The sequence below is a fragment of the Aequorivita soesokkakensis genome (genome assembly GCF_001641085.1).
In the GTDB taxonomy this organism is placed as follows: Bacteria; Bacteroidota; Bacteroidia; order Flavobacteriales; family Flavobacteriaceae; genus Aequorivita; species Aequorivita soesokkakensis.
In genome coordinates, this window is record NZ_LXIE01000050.1 from 121,350 (window position 1) to 143,318 (window position 21,969).

A 21,969-nucleotide genomic window follows, 5' to 3' on the forward strand; every position below is an offset into this window, starting at 1 on the left:
AGGAAATGAAAACACTTAGAATATTTTATACGTTGGCTGTTCTATTTATTTTCGGCAGCACCACTGCGCAGAATAAATCTGAAAAAGCACATACTTCCATTGAAACATTATTAAATTCAAAAAACTTTGAATTTATTGCAAATACAGCAATTCCATTAAGTGGACCTACCAAAAATTTAGTGGGAAGCAATTATTCCATAACCTTTACTCCTGAAATGGTAACCAGCAACCTGCCTTTTTACGGCAGGGCTTACAGCGGTATGGTTATGGGTCGCGATAAAGGCATGCGTTTTAAAGGAAAACCAGAAAATTTCAATATTGAAAAAAGTAAGGAGTATCAAGTAAACACTAGTGTAACGAGTGAAAATGATACTTATGAAATTTTAATGTCAGTAAGTGATTCTGGATATGCTACACTTATCATTAGCACCAATGACCGCGGGACAATTACTTATCAAGGGGAAGTTGTTCAAATTCAAATGTAAGGGTTTTTAAAGCACTAATTCCGAAAAAAGACGTTTCAAGGTAGCATCCAAATCATCACTAAAACCGTTGTGCGGACGTGAAGTTTGTAATGAAGAACTGCGTTGGGCAGTAAGCCAGCGGAATCTGTCGGGTTTTTCCCATTGCGCAACTGGGCCGCCGTCTTTGGAGCCTGAACATATTTTTTCAAAAGCCTTTAAATTGTTTTCAATCTCTTCAACTTCCAATTCACAGGAAAAGAGTTTTAGCTTTTCGGTGTCAATTTGGTGTTTACAATTCAAATAGTTGGCTCCTTTGCAGAAAAGAATTATCCCAACATTCAGGAACTCCTCGCGTTCCACGCGGGGCACCAAACGTATTACCGCATATTCATACAAGTGTTTCCCGGGCATCCTGAATTTGTTTTACAAAGTTGTTTGCATTGTTTCTTCTCGTCACCAAAAACTGGTAATATACTTCCCTTATTTCTTCCGAAGGCATTTCAATACCTTCCCAATCTAGCCAATCTGCGGGAATAAGATCAGTTATTTCCCGTATTTTTTTATCTGGCAAAAGCGCAATTATTTCTTCATTAATTTCTTCAATCAAAGCAGCTTTTGGCAAAAGCACGTGATCTTTAATATAAGGAAATGGCGTAACAGCCGCTTTTTGCCAATCGCCCCAAGAATGGTGAAAATAAAAGGTGGCGCCGTGGTCAATGAGCCAAAGTTCCTTATGCCAAATAAGCATATTGGTATTTTTTACGGTTCGGTCAATATTTGTGGTAAAAGCATCCAACCATACAATTTTGGAAGCCAAAGTTTCATCAACCTGTGTTACTACGGGGTCAAATGTGAGCGCCCCGGAAAGAAAATGCAAGGCCAAGTTTAGTCCGCGACTGCCTTTTAATAGATCCTGTATTTCCTCATCGCCTTCACTTCTGCCAAAAGCTTCGTCTAAATTTGCGAAAACAAGTTCGGGAACTTTTAAGCCTATAGTTCGTGCGATCTCACCACCCAAAAGTTCCGCTATCAGTGCTTTCACGCCGTGTCCCGCCCCGCGAAACTTCAAAACATATTTAAAATCATCATCCGCTTCGGCCAAGGCTGGTAGCGAACCGCCTTCACGCAAAGGAGTTATGTAACGTGTAACGTTTACGGTGCGGAGCTCTATTTTGTCGGTTGCCATTGCCTGCAAAATTAAGTTTATTTGTGAATATGTCGGCACTATTCTGTAGAGATGTTTTTTTATGCCTTAAAAATAGAATCCAATATTTTTTTGAAAGTTTAAATTTGTATTTTGCTGAAATATGAAACCTTAAACTAAAAGTTATTGGATTTAACCATTGAAAACATTTTGCTTGTTGGGTCGTTACTGCTCTTTATAAGTATAATAGCAGGTAAAACTTCTTATAAATTTGGCGTACCCACTTTAGTTCTTTTCTTGGGAATAGGGATGCTTGCCGGTGAAGATGGCATAGGTGGCATCAGTTTTGACAATCCGCAAATCGCCCAGCTAGTTGGTATAATTTCATTGAACTTTATTCTTTTTTCAGGGGGGCTGGACACTGATTGGAAAGCTGTAAAACCAATTATGAAAGAAGGTTTTGCACTTTCAACTTTGGGGGTTTTGCTTACCGCTGTTGGCTTGGGAACCTTTGTTTATTACGTTACCGATTTTACCATTTATGAAAGTTTGCTGTTGGGAAGTATAGTGTCGTCAACAGATGCTGCTGCGGTATTTTCCATACTAAGATCCAAAAATCTTGCGCTTCGAACCAATTTGCGTCCCACCCTGGAAATGGAAAGTGGAAGTAACGACCCCATGGCCTATGTGCTTACAATCGCTTTTTTAGGTTTGGTAATCAATCAGGATAAAGGATTGGTGTCTATGATTCCACTGTTTTTTCAACAAATGATTATAGGAACCATAGCTGGGTTTGGCTTTGGAAAGTTGAGCAAGATTATAATCAATAAAATCAACTTGGATTTTGAGGGTTTATATCCCGTACTCGTCATTGCACTAATGTTTATAACCTTTTCCGTAACCGATTTTGTGGGCGGCAACGGTTTTTTGGCCATTTATATTTGTGCGGTCTTTTTAGGGAACCAATATTTAATCCACAAAAAAACCATTCTTAAAATGTATGATGGTTTGGCGTGGTTGATGCAGATTGTACTTTTCTTGACGTTGGGGCTTTTGGTATTTCCATCGCAGATTGTTCCTGTGATTGGTATTGGACTTTTAATATCGTTGTTTTTGATTTTTGTGGCACGTCCCGTAGCGGTTTTTATAAGTTTGATTCCCTTTAAAATGAAACTTCGAAGGCGTTTCTATATTTCCTGGGTGGGTTTACGCGGGGCTGTGCCGATTGTGTTTGCAACCTATCCATTATTGGCGGGAATCGATAAAGCGAATATGATTTTTAACATTGTATTTTTTATTTCGCTGACCTCCATTCTAATTCAGGGAACTACCCTTTCGGTAGTCGCAAAATGGTTAAGGGTAAGTATTCCCAGTGAAGAGAAAAAAATATCTCCCTCTGAAAAATTTCTTGAGGAACATCCAAAAACTGAAATGCGGGAGATTGGTATTGCAAAAGGGAACACGATTGTCGGCAAAAAGATTGTTGATATTGAATTCCCAAAAACAGCAATTATCGCAATGATAAAAAGAGACGACAAATACATCACTCCCAACGGAAACACGGTCATTAATGCAGATGATGTGCTCATCGTACTTTCCGAAACAAAAAAGGGAATCAAAAAAGTGTTTAAGGCATTGAATATCCATGAATTTTCAGCTGCCTAAATTTGAATAAGGGGTTTTGTAAATACTTTTTGCATCGTATTTTCTAGCTTCCTCAGCGTTCTCCAATTCTTTTTCAGAATAATTTAAATTGAAATGGGGCAGAATTTCGCTTTCGAATTTATTTGGAAATGAAGGATATTCCAAAAATAAATTATTTCCGAGCCGAATTTTTTCTATTGCTTTTTTATGCGCTTCAACCATTGCGAATAGATAATTTTCCAATGATTCAAACTGCTTTTCTTCGCCCAAAAAATAATTTTGGAGCAAATTGGTGGGATGATAAAACCATTCCACAAACCCACGGCCCGATTTTAAAAGGCTTGCAACCACTTCCTCCGTTTTTCTATCTATAAAAATCCAAGGAACTTCGGGATATGCTTTTTGGAAAAGCTCGATAAAGAATACATTCCACGATGTAAGTTTGAAGACCACTTGTTCGGCTTCGTCCAGCCGCTGTAAATAGCTTTCAACTATAGTTTTTAAACTTTTTAAAAGTATTTTTTCTTCCAAATTGTAAAATATCGCGGATAGCAACAATCCGTTTATGGCTTCCGTTTCGGACACAACTCTTGTCTTTTTTGCTGCTCTAAACATATTAGCAAGCAGCGTTGAGCCGCAATGGGAAGTGTGAAAAATAAAACCTTTAAGCGGTAATAACCCTCTATTTTGTGAAATGGTTTCCTCAGTCAAATCGAGTTCTTTCCGAAGGGAATCTTTTGCGCGAAATATAGAAACCACATCATTAAAAAAAGGCGGGTCAAAAACTTCCGGGTGTAGTTTTTCAAAGATTGTAACCGGCGTTTCACTTACTTTCGTGTAGCTTGGAAAATATGCTGTTTTGGACACTTTGTTATTTCAAATTATAAAAAGTGAAGCTACAAAATCTAAAGCAAAAGCAATTAAAATATTTTAAGTGAAAGAAATATTTTCGGTTAACTTTGAAAATGGTTTAAATCACTGACTTAAAAATTTAATTATGGGTAAACGGCTACTTAATTTTTTCCTTCTGTTTTTTGTTTTACAGAGCGGTTTTTCACAGGAAATTTCCATCGGGAAACGCGATAAGGTTTATTCTGAAATACTTCAGCAAGACCGTGAGTTTTCAGTCTATTTTCCACCATCATATAATACCGCGGTAAACCAAAAATATCCCGTGCTTTATATTTTGGATGGCGATTACAACTTTCAATATGTTGCTGGGATTTTGGAATTGCAGGGCGGAATCAGTGAAGTTATCCCAGAAATGATTTTGGTTGCAATCTCAGGAAAAGGAACCAACGAGTACCGCAGAAACTGCAAACCAAAAATTGATGGTTTGGAAGATAGCGGAAACGCTGAGGAAATGGCAAGTTTTATTGAAAAGGAACTGATTCCGTATGTAAACAAAAACTATAAAGCAGCCGATTATAAGATTCTTGGCGGCCATTCCGTGGGCGGTATTTTCGTTATAAATACTGCCATAAACCATCCCAATCTTTTCAATGATTACATAGCCATAAGTCCCGCGCTTTGGTGGGGAAAAAACGCGATGGAGAATGTAATGGAAAATACTTGGGGCAAAACCAAAAAAACCACAGCCAGTTTATACGTTTCGCTAGCCAATGAACAGGGAATGGGAGTTACTGAATTTCTAAAAAAAGTACCCGAAAATATTATGGCAAAAAATGTGAAATTTCATCAATTTTCTTCTGAAATCCACAACTCGGTAGGTATGCCAACCTATGTTTGGGCGCTGGATGAAATTTTCAAAAACTGGTATGTAAAGGAAGAGTATTTTGGCTCTGCGGAAGCTTTAAAAAACCATTATTCCGAAGTTGAAAAACAATACGGCAGCATTTTCAACATTCCATATACCATTGTTGGTAATACACATTATATGCTTCAAAAGAATGAAAAGGAGCGTACAAAAGTGCAAGCCGTTTTAAAGGAACTGAACCCAAATGCGTTAGTTCTTTTTAATACGTATAGGGCCGGAAAACTTGTGGACAGTAAAGATTATGCTGAAGCTGAACAGCTTTTAAAAGATGCTTTGGCCATCAATCCAAACAATTTTGACAGTTACGATGTTTTGGCGAGGATTAAAATGGCAAATGGCAATATTTCTGAAGCAAACGAAACCATTGATAAAGCTATAGGTTTGGCAAACAAACAACAGGCAAGACAGTGGCAAATTAACGAACTGCTTGAAACAAAAGCCGAAATCAATAAAAAGCCGTAATTTTATAAGAATTAAATACAATGGGAATCCTTTTTAAAATAACACAAATAACGGTCGTTCTATTTCTTTTCGGAATGCTTATGGGCTGTGATGACCCCAAGGAAATAAGCTCTTTTAACCCAAACCATTGGGAAGACCATTATGCAGACCCCGAAGTATTGGGGCTACTGAAGGATTCGCTGCAAAATGGAAAAACCTATTTGAGTATCTATTCGCATATCTATAGTTTTACTTTAGAAAAATCGCAAAATCTCACTGCAATGGTCAGCCTCAGAAATGTAAGCGATAGCGATACAATTTATATTTCAAAAGCAGATTACTACAATACCAAAGGAGAATTGATACGTAGCTATTTTGAAAAGCCAATTCAACTTAAACCTGTGGAAACTGTTGAAATTGTTATAGACGAAACGGATGAGCACGGAGGTAGCGGAGCCAATTTTATTTTTGAATGGACTACAAAAGCAACAACTCCCGAACCCATTTTTGAAGCAGTTATGACTTCGCTGCGGGGTTCGCAGGGATTGAGTTTTACAACACAGGGGAGAAGGATTGAGTGAAATATGAATTACGAGCGACGAATTACGAGTGACGAATGACGAAAGTGGAAATTAGAAATACGAAGTAAGAATCCCTAATCCCAAATCAACGAATCCCGAATTCAGAATTCAGAATTGTTTTCGTTATTTTTGAAGCAAAGAAAAAGTTAATGAAAATAGTTATCTCCCCAGCAAAAACGCTGGATTTTGAATCAAAACTTCCCACCACCCGCGCAACTCAACCCAAGTTTTTGGAGGAAGCTTCAATGATAAACGCCAAACTGGAACACAAAAGCAAAAAAGTCATCGGCAAATTGATGGACATTAGTGATAAACTTGCAGAGCTAAATTATCAGCGTTATAAAGAGTTCACCCTTCCTTTTACAAAAGAAAATGCACGTCCAGCTGTTTATGCCTTTGCGGGTGATGTTTATATTGGTCTGGATGCCTACACAATTCCTTCGGAAAAACTTGACCTTTTGCAGGATTCTCTGCGGATCCTTTCGGGGATGTATGGAATGTTGCGTCCCTTGGATTTAATGCAGCCGTACCGCTTGGAAATGGGAACCAAACTCCCTATAAACCGAAAAAAGGATTTGTATTCCTTTTGGAAAAAAACACTTACCGAAACTTTGAATGATGAATTGGAAGACGATGAGCTTTTCTTAAATCTTGCTAGTGTGGAATATTTCAATGCCATTGATGAAAAGAAATTGAAAGTGCCCGTTATTTCTCCAGTTTTTAAAGATTTCAAAAATGGCAAACTGAAAATAATTTCGTTCTTCGCCAAAAAAGCACGTGGCAGTATGAGCCGTTTTGCGATTGATAAGAATGTAAAAACCTTGGATGAATTGAAAGCTTTTGATTATGATGGTTATGGTTTCAGTGAAGAATATACTGAAAAGGAGATTGAGCCTGTTTTTATTCGATAAATCTAAAATCTAAGTGTCCAGAAATCTAATAATCTAGATATCTAAAATTTGTTCCACCACATCCACCCATACCCGCCATTTATTCCCGAAAATGCAACCAAACTGATAGTGGGAACCCTTCCGCCACCACGTTTCACAACCGGGGAATTGAAAGAGGGCGATGTGGATTTTTGTTACGGCAGCCGCGACGGACAATTATGGTTAATTTTGGATAAAATATTCGGTCTCGATTTAAAATTTGAAACCACCGCCGAAGCCATAAAGCAACGCGAACATTTTTTAATAAAAAGAGGTATTGGCATTTGTGATATGGTAGCTTCCGCCAAAAGAGAAAAAGTAGATGCTTCAGATATTGGTATGCTGGAAGTGGAATTGCGAGATTTGGTTGCCGTACTTCAGCAAAACCCGAAGATTGATACGCTGCTTTTCACGGGCGGAAACAGTAAAAATGGTTCAGAATATTTCTTCCGAAGAAAATTGAAGGAGTACAATATTTCCCTGAAATTGGTTACCAACAAAGTGCCGCGAATACATACATTCCAACTTCCGGAAAACGGCAGAATTGTAAAAACCGTTTCATTAATTGCGCCCTCGGGAGCTGCAAATAGAGCTGTGGGTAGCCTTTCAGCTTATAAAAAAATGAAAGACGAATTCCCCGAAAAAACTACGATAGATTTTCGGGTAGAGCAATACCGTCCGTTTTTCTAATCCTACGATTTAAAACTAAAAATCTGCAAAGGAGCATTGTTGCTCACAACCATAAACATTTCATTGCCTTTTATTTTAATGGCCTTCATATTTTTTGCATCGCTGTCTATAAATGGTAAGTATTCTTTTGAATATTTAAAATTGCCTTTTCCATCTCCAAGCAATACATAACCGTAATTACTGTCATAGCGAATGGTTTCAACCTCAGCATCATAAATGGCACCCACGCCCATAATGTCCATATTGCCATCATTGTTATAATCGCGCGGTATAAAAGAAAGTGTTGGGCCCAGTTGCGCTTCGTGCGGTAGGTTTGTAACCTTGAATTTTCCGCCACCCAGGTTTTCCGCATACATACTTTCAAAATCATGTGCAATAAGCTTAAAGGCATCTTTTAATTCTTCTTCGCCATAAATGTCCTTAAATTCCAATTGGGAAAATTCTTTATAGGTTTTAATTTTGTCCAATAGGAAGGGGTTTTGCTGGCTACTGCATTCTTTGCCACGAACGGGCACTACTTTGCCGTTGCTTATTTTGCTCATAGCAACATCAAAACTGCCGTTTTTGTCAAAATCTTTCGCCGAAATATATAGTGGTTTTTCTGCGGAAGGATGAAACTTATTGTTTCCGCCAATATTTCCAAAAACGTAATCCTCGTCGCCATCGCCGTCAAAATCTGCAGCACTGATACTAAACCACCAACCTTCGGTTTTTTCAAGGCCTGAAGTTGTATCATTGTGGGTAAACTTACCATTAGTGTTGTTAAAAATAGTTGGCCCCATCCATTCGCCAGTTACCAAAAGATCTAAATCTTTATCGTTATCATAGTCCGTAAACACTGCGTCTGAAACCATTCCTATATTTTTTAGGGAAGGATTTTCGTCCGTTACATCTTTAAAAATTCCTTTTTCGTTTTTAAGAAGGAAAGAGCGGGGAGTGGTTGGGTATTTTTTAGGAACTACATTTCCGCCCACAAACAAATCCATATCGCCATCGCCATCGTAATCTGCTGCTACAACACTTTTTCCGGATACCAACATAGTTGGCAACGCTTCTTTTTTATAGGTGAAATTTCCTTTGCCATCATTCATAAATAATCTGTCTTGCAGAAGCGGACTGTTTTCATCCAATTCATAACCAGCGCTTGCTACGTACAAATCTTGGTCACCATCCCCATCCGCATCAAAAAAGATTGCGTTTGCATCTTCAAATTTTGCATTGTTTTTCCACAGCGCTTCGTTGGTTTTTGTAAAAGTACCGTCCGTTTTTTGAATATACGAAGCGGCTTCCGCGCCCGCGGCATTTCCTACGAAAAAGTCATCCAGTCCATCACCGTTTACATCTGCCACAGCTATTCCCGTTCCTTTTGTGGACTGTTTTTGCGGAATTAAAAGCTGAAGTGAAAAATCGTCAAAATCATTCTCTTTATGGATAAAACTGATTCCTAAGCTAGCCGGGTCAATGGAGGATTTTTTGGAGGTAGGGCTTAAATATGCCACGGAGCCTGTTCCCGCACTTTTATAATCGGCAGTGAGCATTTTGTTGGTTGCCGGATTTGGGAATTTAGATACTTTCCCGTCGGGCCATTGCACCACTACTTCATCCACATCGCTATTATTGCCAAGGCCAAAATGCAAAACATCTGTAACCGATGATTCAAATCCGCGGGCAAGATACAGTTGTTGATATTGAATAGTATCGGCTTTTTTAACGTAAACCTTAGCGCCAATTCCCACAGGATTGCTTTGTGGACCTTTCAGTTTCACTTGAATGAAATTGCTGTTTGCGTTGTTTCGGTATAGCCCTATTTCGTCGTTTATATTGTTTACTACCAAATCCAAATCGCCATCGTTATCAAGATCGGCATAGGCCGCGCCATTTGAAAAGGAAGGGTCTTCAAGCCCCCAATCTTTCATCATTTTGGTGAAAGTGAGGTCGCCATTGTTTTTAAATATATAGTTATCCAGTTTTTGTGAAGGAAGCATATCATTAACCGCTTCAAGTGTCATCGATTCGCCTTTCTCGTTTTTCTCCCGAATTTGTGTTCTAAAATCCTGATTTGTATAATCCTTATAAACACCGTTTGAAACGAATATATCTTTTAAACCATCATTGTCATAATCTGCAATGAGAGGTGCCCAGCTCCAATCTGTCTTTACAACACCACTAAATTGAGCCGTTTCGGTGAACTTGCCATTACCCAAATTGTATTGTAGCAAGTTGGCCATATATGCGTGGTGGTAGCCCACTTTCACCATCGACATAAAATTGGAAGTACTCATAGAAGCCATATTCTGTTTGCTACGGGCGTAATTTTCTGCGGCCATATCCAGCGTGATGAGGTCTGGGTATAAATCGTTGTTCAAATCTGCATAGTCTGAACCCATACTGTTGAAGGAAATATGGTTCATACGGCTATTGATTTCATTTTTGAAAGTGCCGTCTTTCTGGTTTATGTACATAATATCCGGTTCCAAATAATCATTGGAAACATATATATCATCCCAGCCGTCGTTGTTAAAATCGCCAATCGCAGCAGCTAAGCCCCAAGATTTGTTATAGACTCCGGCTTCTCCCGTTACTTTTGTGAAAATACTGCCGTCGTTTCGGTAAAGTTGGTCGCTGGTGGTTTCTTCAATTTGATGTTGAATCTCCCCGCTTATCTTTGTGTTGTTTTTAAAATCATACCGATAGTTTACAACATATAAGTCAAGGTCGCCGTCCTTGTCATAGTCAAGTTGATACACTTGGGTGGTGTAGCCCGGATCGTCCAAGCCCCATTTTTTTCCTTCTTCGGCAAAAGTGCCATCCTGTTTGTTTACAAAAAGAAGGTTTCTGCGGGCATTGTCATCATTTAGGGAGCCTGCTTTTGAAACGTAAATGTCCAACCAGCCATCATTATTGATGTCCAGCATAGTCACTCCAGTTGAAAACCCATTGTAATCCTCAGTTTTTGAAGCTGTTGTTATATCTTCAAAATTTAGATTTCCTTTGTTTTTATACAATTTATTGGGTCCGAAATTGGAAACCAAATAAACGTCTTGCAGCCCGTCATTGTCAATATCGCCCACAGCAACCCCTGCTCCAGTATAGATATAAGGGTAGTTCAAAAAGTTAAAATCCATCGTTTCAACCACCGAGTTTTTAAAATGGATATTTGATTGTTCCGGAGTTATTTTTGAATATAAAGTGGTGGCGTCATCTGTGTATTTTGACGTGTTTTTCTTTTCCTCAGTCTTTGAGCATGAGAACGTTAATAATGAAAGTGCGATAAGGAAGTACGGTGATTTCATATTGGTTTGGTTAATGGTCTAAAAAACAAATATATAAAAAGCTTGGGTTCGAAAATAGATATTTTTAAGCTATAATTTTTAACAAATAACGGGTAATTTATACATTGAATTTAATTTTGCGATTAAGAAATAATTATGGTATTTTTAACCACTTTTTAACTATTAATTTAAATTAACAATTTATGAAAAAAATTACGTTATTATTAATGCTCTTTATTATTGGTGTGGGGTATTCCCAGACTAATAATTTAGTGTCGACGGGCAGTCATCCCAATTTGCAGTTAAACGGAAATGGGGTATTGCAAAATTTCATTATGGCTCCATGTAATTATTCCCATCCTATAGCAGGAGCTCCAAATGGGTATAGTGTTGATGGCTCATTTTTACATCAAACTGCAGATGATATTGATGTAATGGCTGGAGAAATATTTTCTCCTAACTCTTTTGTGGTGCCATTGGTTTTATTTGCTCCTAATACTATTACTTCAGCAAATATTACTTTTTATTCAGATAATGCAGGTGTTCCAGGAACAGCTTTGTTTACATTGCCTGCGCAAGTTCCCGTTACTCAAAACATAATTGGAGCTGCCTTTGGAAGAGATATTCGGGAATGTGTTTTTAACCTTTCAGCTAGCGGTGTTTCATTGCCAGGTGGAGTTGCAGGCACAAAATACTGGATTGGCTTATCAAATGGTGTAGATTCTAGTGGTGCTGATAATATATTCTGGTTGGCAACCGATACCGTAATTGGTACTCAGGCTGCATTCAATAATGCAGGTGGCGGTTGGGCTCCTGGATCTGTGACGTTTGGTGTTCCACGAGACACGGTAATGTTGCTTTCAGGCGATTGCGCTGTTGCGCCTATTTCAGTGTGCGGTACTGGTAACCCACAACCAATTCCTGTAACAGGAACTGGTGGTGCTCCTTGTGTTGGTGGTCCAACTACCTCACCAGCTAACGTTTCCGCTACTGGAAATATTGGAGTTGGTGCTGGCGATTATACTCTAGACAGTGTTGAACTGAACCTTACCCATACTTGGGATGCAGATTTGGACATCACGTTGGTTTCGCCTTCAGGAACCAGTCTAAACCTTTCAAGTGATAATGGTGGCAGTGGCGATAACTATACCAACACAGTATTTATGGATGGTGCGCCAAGCATTACTACTGGTGCTGCTCCATTTACCGGAACTTTCCAAGCTCAAGGAGGTACTTTTGCAGCTACTTTTGCAGGAGAGCCAATCAACGGCAACTGGACCCTAAGCATCTGTGATGATAGTGGCGGGGATAGCGGATCATTGTTGAGCTATTGCATAAACTTTTCTGAAATTACAACTGTTGGTAATCCACCAAGCATTGTTTGTCCTGGCGATATCGTTATAAACAATACTGCCGGTACCTGCGGTGGCGTAGCAAACTATGTAGCTATTGCATTAGATGATGAAGATGGAAACATCTCTTCCTCTATTGTATCTACACACCCAAGTGGAAGCACGTTCCCAGTAGGTGATACACTTGTAACACTATCCGTAACAGACAGCGATGGAAACACCGCTACCTGTGACTTTACAGTTACCGTAATTGACAACGAGGCTCCTGTGGCAATATGCCAGGATCTTACCTTAGATCTTGACCCAGTTACTGGCACCGTAACTATTACTGGTGCTGATGTGGACAACGGTTCTACAGACAACTGTGGTATTGCTTCTATGACTCTTGATATTTCAACTTTCGATTGTTCTATGACAGGACCAAACACAGTGGTTCTTACTGTTACCGATAACTCTGGTAATTCAAGCACTTGTACTTCTACAGTTACGGTTCAGGACGTTACCGCTCCTGAGGTATTCTGCGTTGGAGGTTTTGGAAGCTTCAGCGAGTCTGAGGATTTTGAAGGCGCTTCTATACCAGCTGGCTGGTCAACAGTAATTGAATCAGGTGTTGCAGATTGGACTTTTGGTTCAAACGTTATGCCTCTTGGTCCAAACTTTGCAACTAATGCTGCAATCTTTGATGATGATGCTGCTGGAAGTGGACAAGTAAACCTTGTAAGACTTCTTTCTCCAGTTTATGACCTTACAGGTGCAAGCAACGTTCAACTTTCTTTTGAATATGCAATTCAGGATTTCATTGGCTCAGGTACATTGGAAGCTGAAGTTTGGGATGGCGCTGCTTGGCAACAAGTATTGTTTATCGATGATATGGATGTTATACCTACAAATACAGGAGACATTGATGTTTCTGCATTTGCAAACGCTGCGTTCCAAGTACGTTACACTTACGATGACGAAGGTGACTGGGCTTGGGGAGCTGGTGTTGACAACTTCTTGTTGACCTACGAAGCTACTTCTGGCGGTGGACTTGATGTTTTCCTTGACGCTAACGGTATGGCCAGTGTAGATCCTAACGATCTTGTTACTGGTGTTAACGAAGCTTGTGGATATACTATTACTGCTGGCGGTGCTGGTGGTGGAACTATGGAAACTCTTACTACTACCTTTGCTGGTGGAAACGGACTTGACGGAGCAATGTTTGATGTTATGGCAATTAATGACCTTACCATTGATTCATTCGATGTTAACCTTCCAACTGGTGCAGACAATGATTTCGAAGTATATTACAAGACAGGTACTTGGGTAGGTTTCAATACCGATCCTTCTGCTTGGACTTTGGTAGCTACTCTTACAGGTATTGTATCTGCTGGTGCTGGTTTACCAACCTCATTGGATTTAGACTTAGGAATTGTGGTTCCTGCTGGCGATAGAGTTGCATTCTATGTTACTACTACTGACAACGGAACCCTTTCATATACTAATGGTACAACTACCGGAAACCTTTTCGCTTCCGATGCTAACCTTGAGTTTTACGAAGGACGTGGAATGGATTATCCATTCACTGGTGGTTTTGAACCAAGAGTATTCAACGGTAACATTCTTTATACCACAGGCGGTGGCGGTGGAGGTCTAGACTTCACTTGTGCAGATCTTGGCGAAAACCTTGTTGAGGTTACTGTAACTGATGCTAGCGGAAACACTTCTACCTGTACTGCTGTGGTGAATGTATTTGACATTACTGCTCCGGTTATCACTTGTGGTCCAGAACCAACAGTTTCTGAAACTGCTTCTGATAGCCCAGGATTGGCTATTCCAGATAACGACCCAGCTGGTGTTTCTTCAACTATTTCCATAACAGATGATGTTACTATAGATGACTTAAACATTGACCTAGATATTACTCATACTTGGGTTGGTGATATAAATGTTACTATTACCTCTCCTATGGGAACTTCTGTTATGATCGTAGATCGTATCGGTGGAACCGGTGGTGGTGTTGGCTGTTCAGGAGATGACATTCTTGCAACTCTTGATGATGCTGCTGCTCTTCCAATTGAAGGTCAGTGTGGTTCGGGTGTACCATCTATTGATGGAACTTTCAGCCCTAACAACCCACTTGCTGCTTTCAACGGTGAAAGCACTCTTGGGGATTGGACTATCACAATTTCTGATAATGCAGGTGGTGATACAGGAACGCTTAACGCTTGGGGTATTACTTATTCATATGCAAACACAAATACTGATGTTGTTATTGAATTGGGCCCAGACGGTACTGCTACCATAGATCCTTATGACATTATTAGCAGTGTGGACGAAGCTTGCGGTATTGCTACTGCTGCTGTAGATGTTCCAGAAGTTAGTTGTGCTGACATAGGAACAACTATCCTTGTTACTGTTTTTGTAACTGATGCTAGTGGAAACTTAGCTTCTTGTTCTGCAAACGTAACTGTGGTTGATCTATTGGCTCCAGAAATTACTTGTCCTGCAGATCAAACTGTTGATCCAGGAGCTGGTAACCTGTTCTACATTGTACCGGATTATTTTGCAACTGGCGAAGCCACTGCAGATGACAACTGTACAGATCCTGTAACAATCACAACCCAAGATCCTGCTCCAGGTACAGCATTGTCTGATGGTGTTTACACTATCACTATGACTGCAACTGACGAGTATGGAAACACTTCAACCTGTAACTTTGAACTTACAATTGAATCAATTCTTGGCGTGAACCAAAACTCATTGGAAACTGGCGTGGCTTTATATCCAAACCCAGCTGCCAATGTGGTGAACCTTGTTAACAGAACCAACATTTCTTTAGAGAAAATGATGATTTATGACATAAACGGAAAACTAGTGAACCAGACAGACCTTCGCAATATGCAGGCTGAAAAAGCAGTGGATGTTTCATCCCTTGCCGCTGGAGTTTATGTTGTTCAGATTATTGGTGACAACGCAAGCACTGTGAAGCGCTTGATTAAAGAGTAATCACCAAATAACCAACCAAAAAGGAAAACCCCTTCAGCTTTGCTGAGGGGGTTTTTTGATTTTGTAACGTTGAAGATAAAAAGTACACTAATTCCTTATCTTTACAATCCAATTAAAAAATTACCATAGCATGAAAAAAGCAATTCCCTTTTTAGCGTTCGCCCTAATTCTTATGGGCTGCAACAATTCCAAAGAAAAAGACAATCAAAACAAAACCGAAGAACAAATGACCAATAGCGAAAACCCGCTACTTTCCGAAAGTACCTTGCCTTATGGTGCCCCGGACTTTTCAAAAATTAAAGACGAAGATTTTAAACCCGCAATGCTTGAAGGAATTGCCCAGCAACAAAAAGCGGTAATGGCTATTGCCAATTCCGAAGAAGCGCCTACTTTCGAAAATACGGTTATTGCCTTGGAGAAGAGTGGAATGCTTTTAAATAGAACCGCGCAGGTATTTTATGCGCTTGCAGGTGCAAATACCAATGAAACACTTCAGGCGGTGGAAGAGGAAATGGCACCAAAATTTGCAGCTATAAATGATGAAATATATCTTAACGAGAAATTGTTCTTACGCTTCCAGACTTTATATAATAAAAAGGAATCCCTAAATCTTGATGCGGAATCCTTAAAATTGCTTGAAGAATATTACGAAGATTTTGAAATAGCTGGAGCCAATCTTTCTGCCGAGGATAAAGAAAAACTAAAAGACTACAATTCCAGATTGGCTACCCTTACCACCAAATTCGGAAAAACCCTTTTGGATGCAAACAATGCCGGGGCGGTAACTTTTACCAATAAAGAAGACTTGGCTGGAGTGGATGAAGATTTCCTAAAATCTAAGGAAAGTAAGGATGGGAAAGGATGGACAATCCCACTTCAAAATACTACCCAACAGCCCTTATTGCAATCTATGGACAATAGGGCGAGTAGGGAAAAACTGTTTAAGGCCGCTTGGCATAGAGCCGATCAAGGCGCAAATGATACACAGGAAATTATCAAGGAAATTGTTGAAGTACGCGCCCAAAAAGCAAAACTGTTAGGCTTTAACAATTATGCCGAATGGAGCCTTCAAAAAACAATGGCAAAAACTCCTGAAAATGTAAACAAATTCTTCAACGGCCTTATTCCGGCAGCCACTGCCAAAGCTCAAGCTGAATCAGATGAAATTCAAAAAATGATAAAAGCCAAAGGGCAGGATTTCACCTTGGAACCTTGGGATTGGAACTATTATGCCGAAATGGTTCGAAAGGAAAAATACGATCTTGACGAAAACCAAATAAAACCCTATTTCGAATTGAAAAATGTTTTGGAAAAAGGTGTTTTCTATGCGGCCCAAAAACTGTACGGCATCACATATAAAGAAAGAACGGACATCCCAGTATATCAGGAAGACGTAAAGGTTTACGAACTTTTTGAAGAAAACGGGGAAGCATTGGGTCTTTTCTATACAGATTATTTTGCACGCCCCAGTAAGAGTGGGGGAGCTTGGATGGACAATTTTGTTACCCAATCCAAGATGTACAATAAAAAGCCAGTGATATTTAATGTGATGAATATTCCAAAACCCGCTGGCAATGAACCTGCTTTATTGACCTATGATGAAGTAGAAACCATGTTCCACGAGTTCGGCCACGCCCTGCACGGCTTTTTCGCAAGTCAGCAATATCCATCGCTTTCAGGAACTGCTGTGTCTCGTGATTTTGTTGAGTTTCCTTCACAGTTCAATGAAAACTGGGCGCTGTATCCAGAAATTCTGAAAAACTATGCGCTCCACTATAAAACAGGAGAGCAGATTCCACAGGCATTGATTGATAAAATAAAGAATTCCGGTACGTTTAACCAAGGCTATAGCCTAACGGAAAACTTGGCGGCTTCCAATTTGGATATGCAATGGCATATGGTTTCAGCCGATAAAAAGATAGAAGACGTAAATGCCTTTGAAACGGATGCTTTAAAAAGAACAAAAGTGGACACCGTTCATGCGGTCCCGCCTAGATATCGTTCCACTTATTTCTCCCATATTTTTGCGGGTGGCTATGGTGCTGGTTATTATTCTTATCTCTGGACCGAAATGCTCCATCACGATGCCTACAATTGGTTTGAAACCCATGGAGGTTTAACACGTGAGAATGGGCAACGTTTCCGCGATATGGTTCTTTCCAAAGGAAATACATTGGAACTTGAAAAAATGTACAAAGATTGGCGCGGTAGCGATCCTAAAATTGAACCCATGCTAAAAGCGAGAGGGTTGAAATAGAAAATGAAATTAGCCACGAATTCACAAATAATTTTTTACAAATATTCGTGAATTCGTGGCTAAAATTTATTTGTTACTTCTTCTTTTTACTTTTCCCCATTTCCTTTTTAGGGTGTACAAGTTTCAACTCATTAATCAAATTCTTTGCGCCAGCGTACTTATCCATAATAAAAAGCACATAGCGGATATCCACCATAATGTTGCGGGAAAGGGCAGGGTCATAATATAAATCACTCATGGTGCCCTCCCAAACGCGGTCAAAATTTAGGCCTATTAAATTTCCTTCGGCGTCAATGGCTGGGCTACCAGAATTTCCACCAGTAGTGTGATTTGTTCCTATAAAGTTAATTGGCATCTTTCCGTCCTCCCCATATTGGCCGTAGTCTTTGGCTTTGTATAGATCAATCAGTTTTTTGGGAACGTCAAATTCATAATCGCCGGGAACGTATTTCTGCATTACGCCTTCAAGATGGGTTACGGGTTCGTAATAAATGGCATCGGCTGGAGAGTATCCCGCAACTTTCCCATAAGTTACTCGCAAGGTGCTATTGGCGTTTGGAAAAATACGTGCGTCTTTTGGGCTTAATTCCAACAAAGCTTTCATATAATCGCGCTCCAGACCTGAAATGTTCAATTCCAGTTCTTCATATTTAGGCGCAACCTTATCAAAATAAGCATCCGCCATTTCCTTCACCATTTGATAGCCCGGGTCGCCGTTCAATTTTGCAACAACCGTTTCGGCATCGCCGGTGAGTAAGTTTTTTACGGATGCATAATCTACAAAAGCAGAGTTTTTATAGATGTTTTCGGTTACAGTCTCTGTGTTCATGTTCTTAAATGAAGCAGGCAAAAATTGAGCGGGAACGTTTTTCGCATACAGTGCAATTAAAGCTTCAAAAACCTCTTTGTCCACTTGTTTGCTGTAGTCCTTATATTGGCCTTCCAAGGATGTCACTAAATTGTTTCTGCGGTCTTCAAAAGATTGGGCGCCACGGTTTTCATAAACCTGTTTCAGTTGGTAGGTTTGATATGCTGTTTTCAGCAATTCCACATTTCGCAATACAGTTTCAAGAAAGTATTCACGGGCGAGGGAATAGGGTTCAATTTCACTATAATATTGTTCAAATTTTGGCAATAACTGCCCGAATTCCTGTTGTTTCCCTTTTTTATTAATTTCTGAAGTAAGTGCAGTTTCTTGTTGCTTCTTAATTCCTACGGCGTTACTTTTTGTCAAACCGAGGGTTTCGCCTTTCCATTTTTTCCAGTAGTTGGCAATACGGGCGTATTTTGAAGCATATTGAATCTTTATCTGCGGATCGGCACGCATATATTTATCCTGTATGGCCAAGGCTGCATCGCGAATGGCAATACGTGCTGGATTGATGGTGTTTACAACCTGCTCAATGGCTATGGACGGCAAATATTCATCGGTTGTTCCGGGATAACCGAAAACCAAGGTGAAATCGTTTTCGGCTACACCGTCCAATGAAATGGGTAGAAAGTGTTTTGGGGTGTAGGGCACGTTATCTGCGGAATATTCTGCGGGACGGTTATTCTTGTCGGCATAAATTCTGAAAAGGGAGAAATCGCCTGTATGTCTTGGCCATATCCAGTTATCGGTATCGCTACCAAACTTCCCAATAGAGGAAGGTGGCGCGCCCACCAAACGTATATCCTTAAAGGTTTCCACTACAAAGAGCATATATTGGTTGCCTTCATAAAAGGTGCGCACACGGTTTTCCTGCCAAGCTTCTTTTGGCGAAGTCTGTACCACATTGGCGATGTTTTCCTCTATCTTTTTTTGTTTGTCCGCTTCAGTCATTGCTTCGGTAATTCCATTCATTACTTGGTTTGTGACGTCTTCAATACGAACCATAAAACTTGCGGTAACCCCGGGATTGGGAAGTTCTTCTTTTAAGCTCATCGCCCAAAAACCATCCTGCAGATAGTCATTTTCTAATGAGGAATGTCTTTGGATTTGTGAATAACCACAATGATGGTTGGTAAGTAAAAGTCCCTGGTTGCTGATTACTTCGGAAGTACAGCCCCCGTTGAAGTGTGGTACGGCATCTTTAAGGCTCGCATTGTTAACGTCATAAATATCCTTGGCGGTCATTTTCATGCCGAGGTTGGTCATTTCAGTTTCGTTCATTCCCTCCAAAAGTGAAGGAATCCACATGCCGCCTTGTTGGGCGAATAGGGGTAGGGATAAAAAGATAAAGAGTAGGCGGAATAATTTCATTTGCTGATTAATTTAGAATTCCTGCAATATACTAAATAGTAAAATTTTATATCGGTTAAATAAACAATCGGGAACCTAATATGGTAGTTTTGTAAAATGAAAGAAGCCCGACTTATTTAAAATCGGACTTCTTTGTTAAATATAAATGTGGGTTTTGTTATGAGCCGCACTGATCTAGACAGTATTCAAAATACATTGCCCAGCTGTTTCCGCCATAAGGAAGGCCTGCACCCCAGGCTGTTTCGTTTCCTGAAGGGCCGCTCACTTCTGCATGGGCAGCAATACAGAGGCAATTTGGTAAAGATGCAATTGGAATACTATAGGTATAGCTTGTGGTTCCTTGGGCATGTGTGGCTGCATATGGAAAATGCCCTATTTTTGGATTTCCTGATTTGTTGGCGGGTCTTTCCGAGCATTCACCAACAAAAAGATGTGTAGCGTTTAATACCCAATCGCCTTCCATAGTATAAGTGACCAATAGGTTTTCTCCGTCAATAGCTACTTCTACATTTCCAGAGTCATAATGCTGTCCGGCCATAAGATCCACTTGGGTACAAATCTCAGCACCTGGAATCGGTTCTTCTCTACTGTCTAAAGCATCTTCAGCGTTGTTTTTTTGAAATAGTTCCAGATCCGATTCTTTGGAGCAACTAAGTAAGACTGTAAAACCTACAAGTAGGATAAGTAGTTTTGATTTCATAATATTTAAATTTGGGGTTAGTGACCAAATATAAATATAATATTTAATTTATCCGTTAAAATGTAATAAATAATCGATTAAAAGCATAAGTAATTTAACAGAATGTTAAATAATTTCACATATTTGATTTAATGGGCATTAAAGAATAACCCTGGTACATTCTATGATAATGGTTGTCTATTCTTTTATAACCGTATGGGATCGGCGACCATTGTTGGTCTGAAAATTTATTAAATAAGTACCTGCAGCGTATGGAAAGTCAAAAGAATAATGCTTTGTGCCTGCTGCGGCAATTCTGTCGCGCATTAAGCTTTCTAAACGTTTTCCGGTCATATCATAAACTTCAATCAACAGATTGTCAATATGCGTAAAGTCTATAGAAATGTTCAGCTTTTCTTTTATGGGCATTGGGGCAATTGTTATTGAAATATCTTCGCTGCGTTCATCGGAAAAATCACTAACCGAAAGTTCGTCTTCAAATTTATAGATAGTTTCCCCCGAGGCATATCCAAAGTGGTCATTAAAGATTAAAAACCTGTTTAGGTTAAAGCCAAGCCCTATATCTGTCCAAGTATTTCCTCCATCGGTGGTTTCATAAAAACCGCTGTTGTGGCCGCCCATCCAACCATGTGTAGGGCTAACAAAGCCAATACCCTGCACGCTTGGGTCGGGAAAGTTTTTTTCTTCCCAAGTAGCGCCGGAATCGAATGACTTGATTAATTTTCCTTGAAATCCCGATTCCACGGAACCGTAAATAAAAGTATTGTTTTCCATTAACTGTAGTTTCCACACATATTCCCCAGCATTCCCTGAATTATAGATTTCTTCCCAGTTTTCACCTCCATCCTCGGTTCTAAGGATAATTCCACCATCTTCATTTTGCCCCGAGGCATAGCCAAATTGCTCGTCAACAAAAAGAACCTCTACTAGCGCAGTTGCATAATCGCTCATATCTGTATATTCCCAAGAAACGCCTGCGTCTGTGCTTTTAATAAAATAGGCTGGCGTAAACCAAGCGCCACAGCCATATACGGTGTTTTCTCCTACGGCATCAATACCACAGATGGCATCGGGATTGGTGGACATAAATACTTCCTGCCAATTTTCGCCTCCATCTGCAGTTCTGTAGAAAACCCCGTCAAGGGTTCCCAAAAGGCCTATATTTTCATCAATAAACTCAATATTTCGAAAGTAGGAGAATAGTTCCAATTGTTGCTCCCAGGTTTGTCCTCCATCAGTAGTTTTAAATACCAAGCCCGAAGGTCCGTTTGCAGCCCAACCCAATTGTTCGTTTAGAAAAAATATATCGTCAAATCTTCCGAGTCCACTTGGCGCATTGTCCAAAGCTTTCCAAGTTGGTTGAGCGGCTGTGAAGAATGATATTGTTGAAAAAGCTATAAGTGTAAGAAGGATTCTAATTTTCATAATCTTTATTTTCTAATGCGAAAAATACAAGTTTATTTTTAATTAGTAAATATAGCATACAAT

General features: G+C 39.7%; 15 protein-coding genes. 8 read left to right on the top strand and 7 right to left on the bottom strand.

The genetic code is table 11. The features are described 5' to 3' along the window. The first annotated feature begins 5 nt into the window (after nucleotides 1-5). A complete protein-coding gene (locus tag A7A78_RS14245; RefSeq protein WP_131811157.1) occupies nucleotides 6-485 on the top strand; it encodes a DUF4251 domain-containing protein in 480 nt (159 codons plus the stop codon). Between the two features lie 6 nt (nucleotides 486-491). On the opposite strand, the gene A7A78_RS14250 is transcribed toward A7A78_RS14245, so the two are convergent. Then, complete coding sequence (locus tag A7A78_RS14250; protein ID WP_068763140.1) at nucleotides 492-875, bottom strand: DUF3037 domain-containing protein; 384 nt, start codon at nucleotides 873-875, stop codon at nucleotides 492-494. Then, on the bottom strand, nucleotides 853-1,650 hold the full coding sequence (locus A7A78_RS14255; protein ID WP_068763141.1) for a HipA family kinase: 798 nt from the start codon (nucleotides 1,648-1,650) through the stop codon (nucleotides 853-855). The genes A7A78_RS14250 and A7A78_RS14255 overlap by 23 nt, the downstream gene beginning before the upstream one ends. 144 nt (nucleotides 1,651-1,794) lie before the next feature. On the opposite strand from A7A78_RS14255, the gene A7A78_RS14260 reads away from it, so the two are divergent. Continuing rightward, nucleotides 1,795-3,273: a potassium/proton antiporter gene (locus A7A78_RS14260; RefSeq protein ID WP_068763142.1), complete on the top strand. Its 1,479-nt coding sequence runs from the start codon at nucleotides 1,795-1,797 to the stop codon at nucleotides 3,271-3,273. Here the strand turns inward: A7A78_RS14260 and A7A78_RS14265 are convergent. Next, entirely contained in the window at nucleotides 3,262-4,119 is an 858-nt protein-coding gene (locus A7A78_RS14265; RefSeq protein ID WP_068763143.1) for a hypothetical protein, read from the bottom strand. The genes A7A78_RS14260 and A7A78_RS14265 overlap by 12 nt on opposite strands. 130 nt (nucleotides 4,120-4,249) lie before the next feature. Between A7A78_RS14265 and A7A78_RS14270 the strand changes: the two genes are divergently transcribed. From A7A78_RS14270 to A7A78_RS14285, 4 genes are all read left to right on the top strand, one after another. Next, the gene (locus tag A7A78_RS14270; protein ID WP_068763144.1) at nucleotides 4,250-5,491 is read left to right on the top strand and encodes an alpha/beta hydrolase-fold protein; all 1,242 of its coding nucleotides are present in this window, start codon (nucleotides 4,250-4,252) and stop codon (nucleotides 5,489-5,491) included. Nucleotides 5,492-5,511: 20 nt separating this feature from the next. Beyond that, nucleotides 5,512-6,051, top strand: a complete 540-nt coding sequence (locus A7A78_RS14275; RefSeq protein WP_068763145.1) for a DUF3124 domain-containing protein — start codon at nucleotides 5,512-5,514, stop codon at nucleotides 6,049-6,051. A 149-nt stretch (nucleotides 6,052-6,200) separates the two neighbouring features. Then, nucleotides 6,201-6,962 (top strand): peroxide stress protein YaaA, encoded by a 762-nt coding sequence (yaaA, locus tag A7A78_RS14280; RefSeq protein WP_068763146.1) that lies wholly within the window; start codon nucleotides 6,201-6,203, stop codon nucleotides 6,960-6,962. Between the two features lie 48 nt (nucleotides 6,963-7,010). Then, nucleotides 7,011-7,670: a uracil-DNA glycosylase family protein gene (locus A7A78_RS14285; protein ID WP_068763147.1), complete on the top strand. Its 660-nt coding sequence runs from the start codon at nucleotides 7,011-7,013 to the stop codon at nucleotides 7,668-7,670. A 2-nt stretch (nucleotides 7,671-7,672) separates the two neighbouring features. Here A7A78_RS14285 and A7A78_RS14290 read toward each other — a convergent pair whose 3' ends face one another. After that, a complete protein-coding gene (locus A7A78_RS14290; RefSeq protein WP_068763148.1) occupies nucleotides 7,673-10,963 on the bottom strand; it encodes a VCBS repeat-containing protein in 3,291 nt (1,096 codons plus the stop codon). Nucleotides 10,964-11,145: 182 nt separating this feature from the next. Between A7A78_RS14290 and A7A78_RS14295 the strand changes: the two genes are divergently transcribed. After that, nucleotides 11,146-15,282 (top strand): proprotein convertase P-domain-containing protein, encoded by a 4,137-nt coding sequence (locus A7A78_RS14295; RefSeq protein ID WP_068763149.1) that lies wholly within the window; start codon nucleotides 11,146-11,148, stop codon nucleotides 15,280-15,282. A gap of 130 nt (nucleotides 15,283-15,412) precedes the next feature. Then, nucleotides 15,413-17,539: a M3 family metallopeptidase gene (locus tag A7A78_RS14300; protein ID WP_068763150.1), complete on the top strand. Its 2,127-nt coding sequence runs from the start codon at nucleotides 15,413-15,415 to the stop codon at nucleotides 17,537-17,539. Between the two features lie 73 nt (nucleotides 17,540-17,612). Here A7A78_RS14300 and A7A78_RS14305 read toward each other — a convergent pair whose 3' ends face one another. The 3 genes from A7A78_RS14305 to A7A78_RS14315 form a co-directional block, all read right to left on the bottom strand. Further along, nucleotides 17,613-19,781 (bottom strand): S46 family peptidase, encoded by a 2,169-nt coding sequence (locus A7A78_RS14305; protein WP_094746164.1) that lies wholly within the window; start codon nucleotides 19,779-19,781, stop codon nucleotides 17,613-17,615. Between the two features lie 157 nt (nucleotides 19,782-19,938). Next, on the bottom strand, nucleotides 19,939-20,319 hold the full coding sequence (locus tag A7A78_RS14310; protein ID WP_131811158.1) for a hypothetical protein: 381 nt from the start codon (nucleotides 20,317-20,319) through the stop codon (nucleotides 19,939-19,941). A gap of 339 nt (nucleotides 20,320-20,658) precedes the next feature. Beyond that, nucleotides 20,659-21,906, bottom strand: a complete 1,248-nt coding sequence (locus A7A78_RS14315) for a YCF48-related protein (protein WP_068763153.1) — start codon at nucleotides 21,904-21,906, stop codon at nucleotides 20,659-20,661. Between the last annotated feature and the right edge of the window lie 63 nt (nucleotides 21,907-21,969).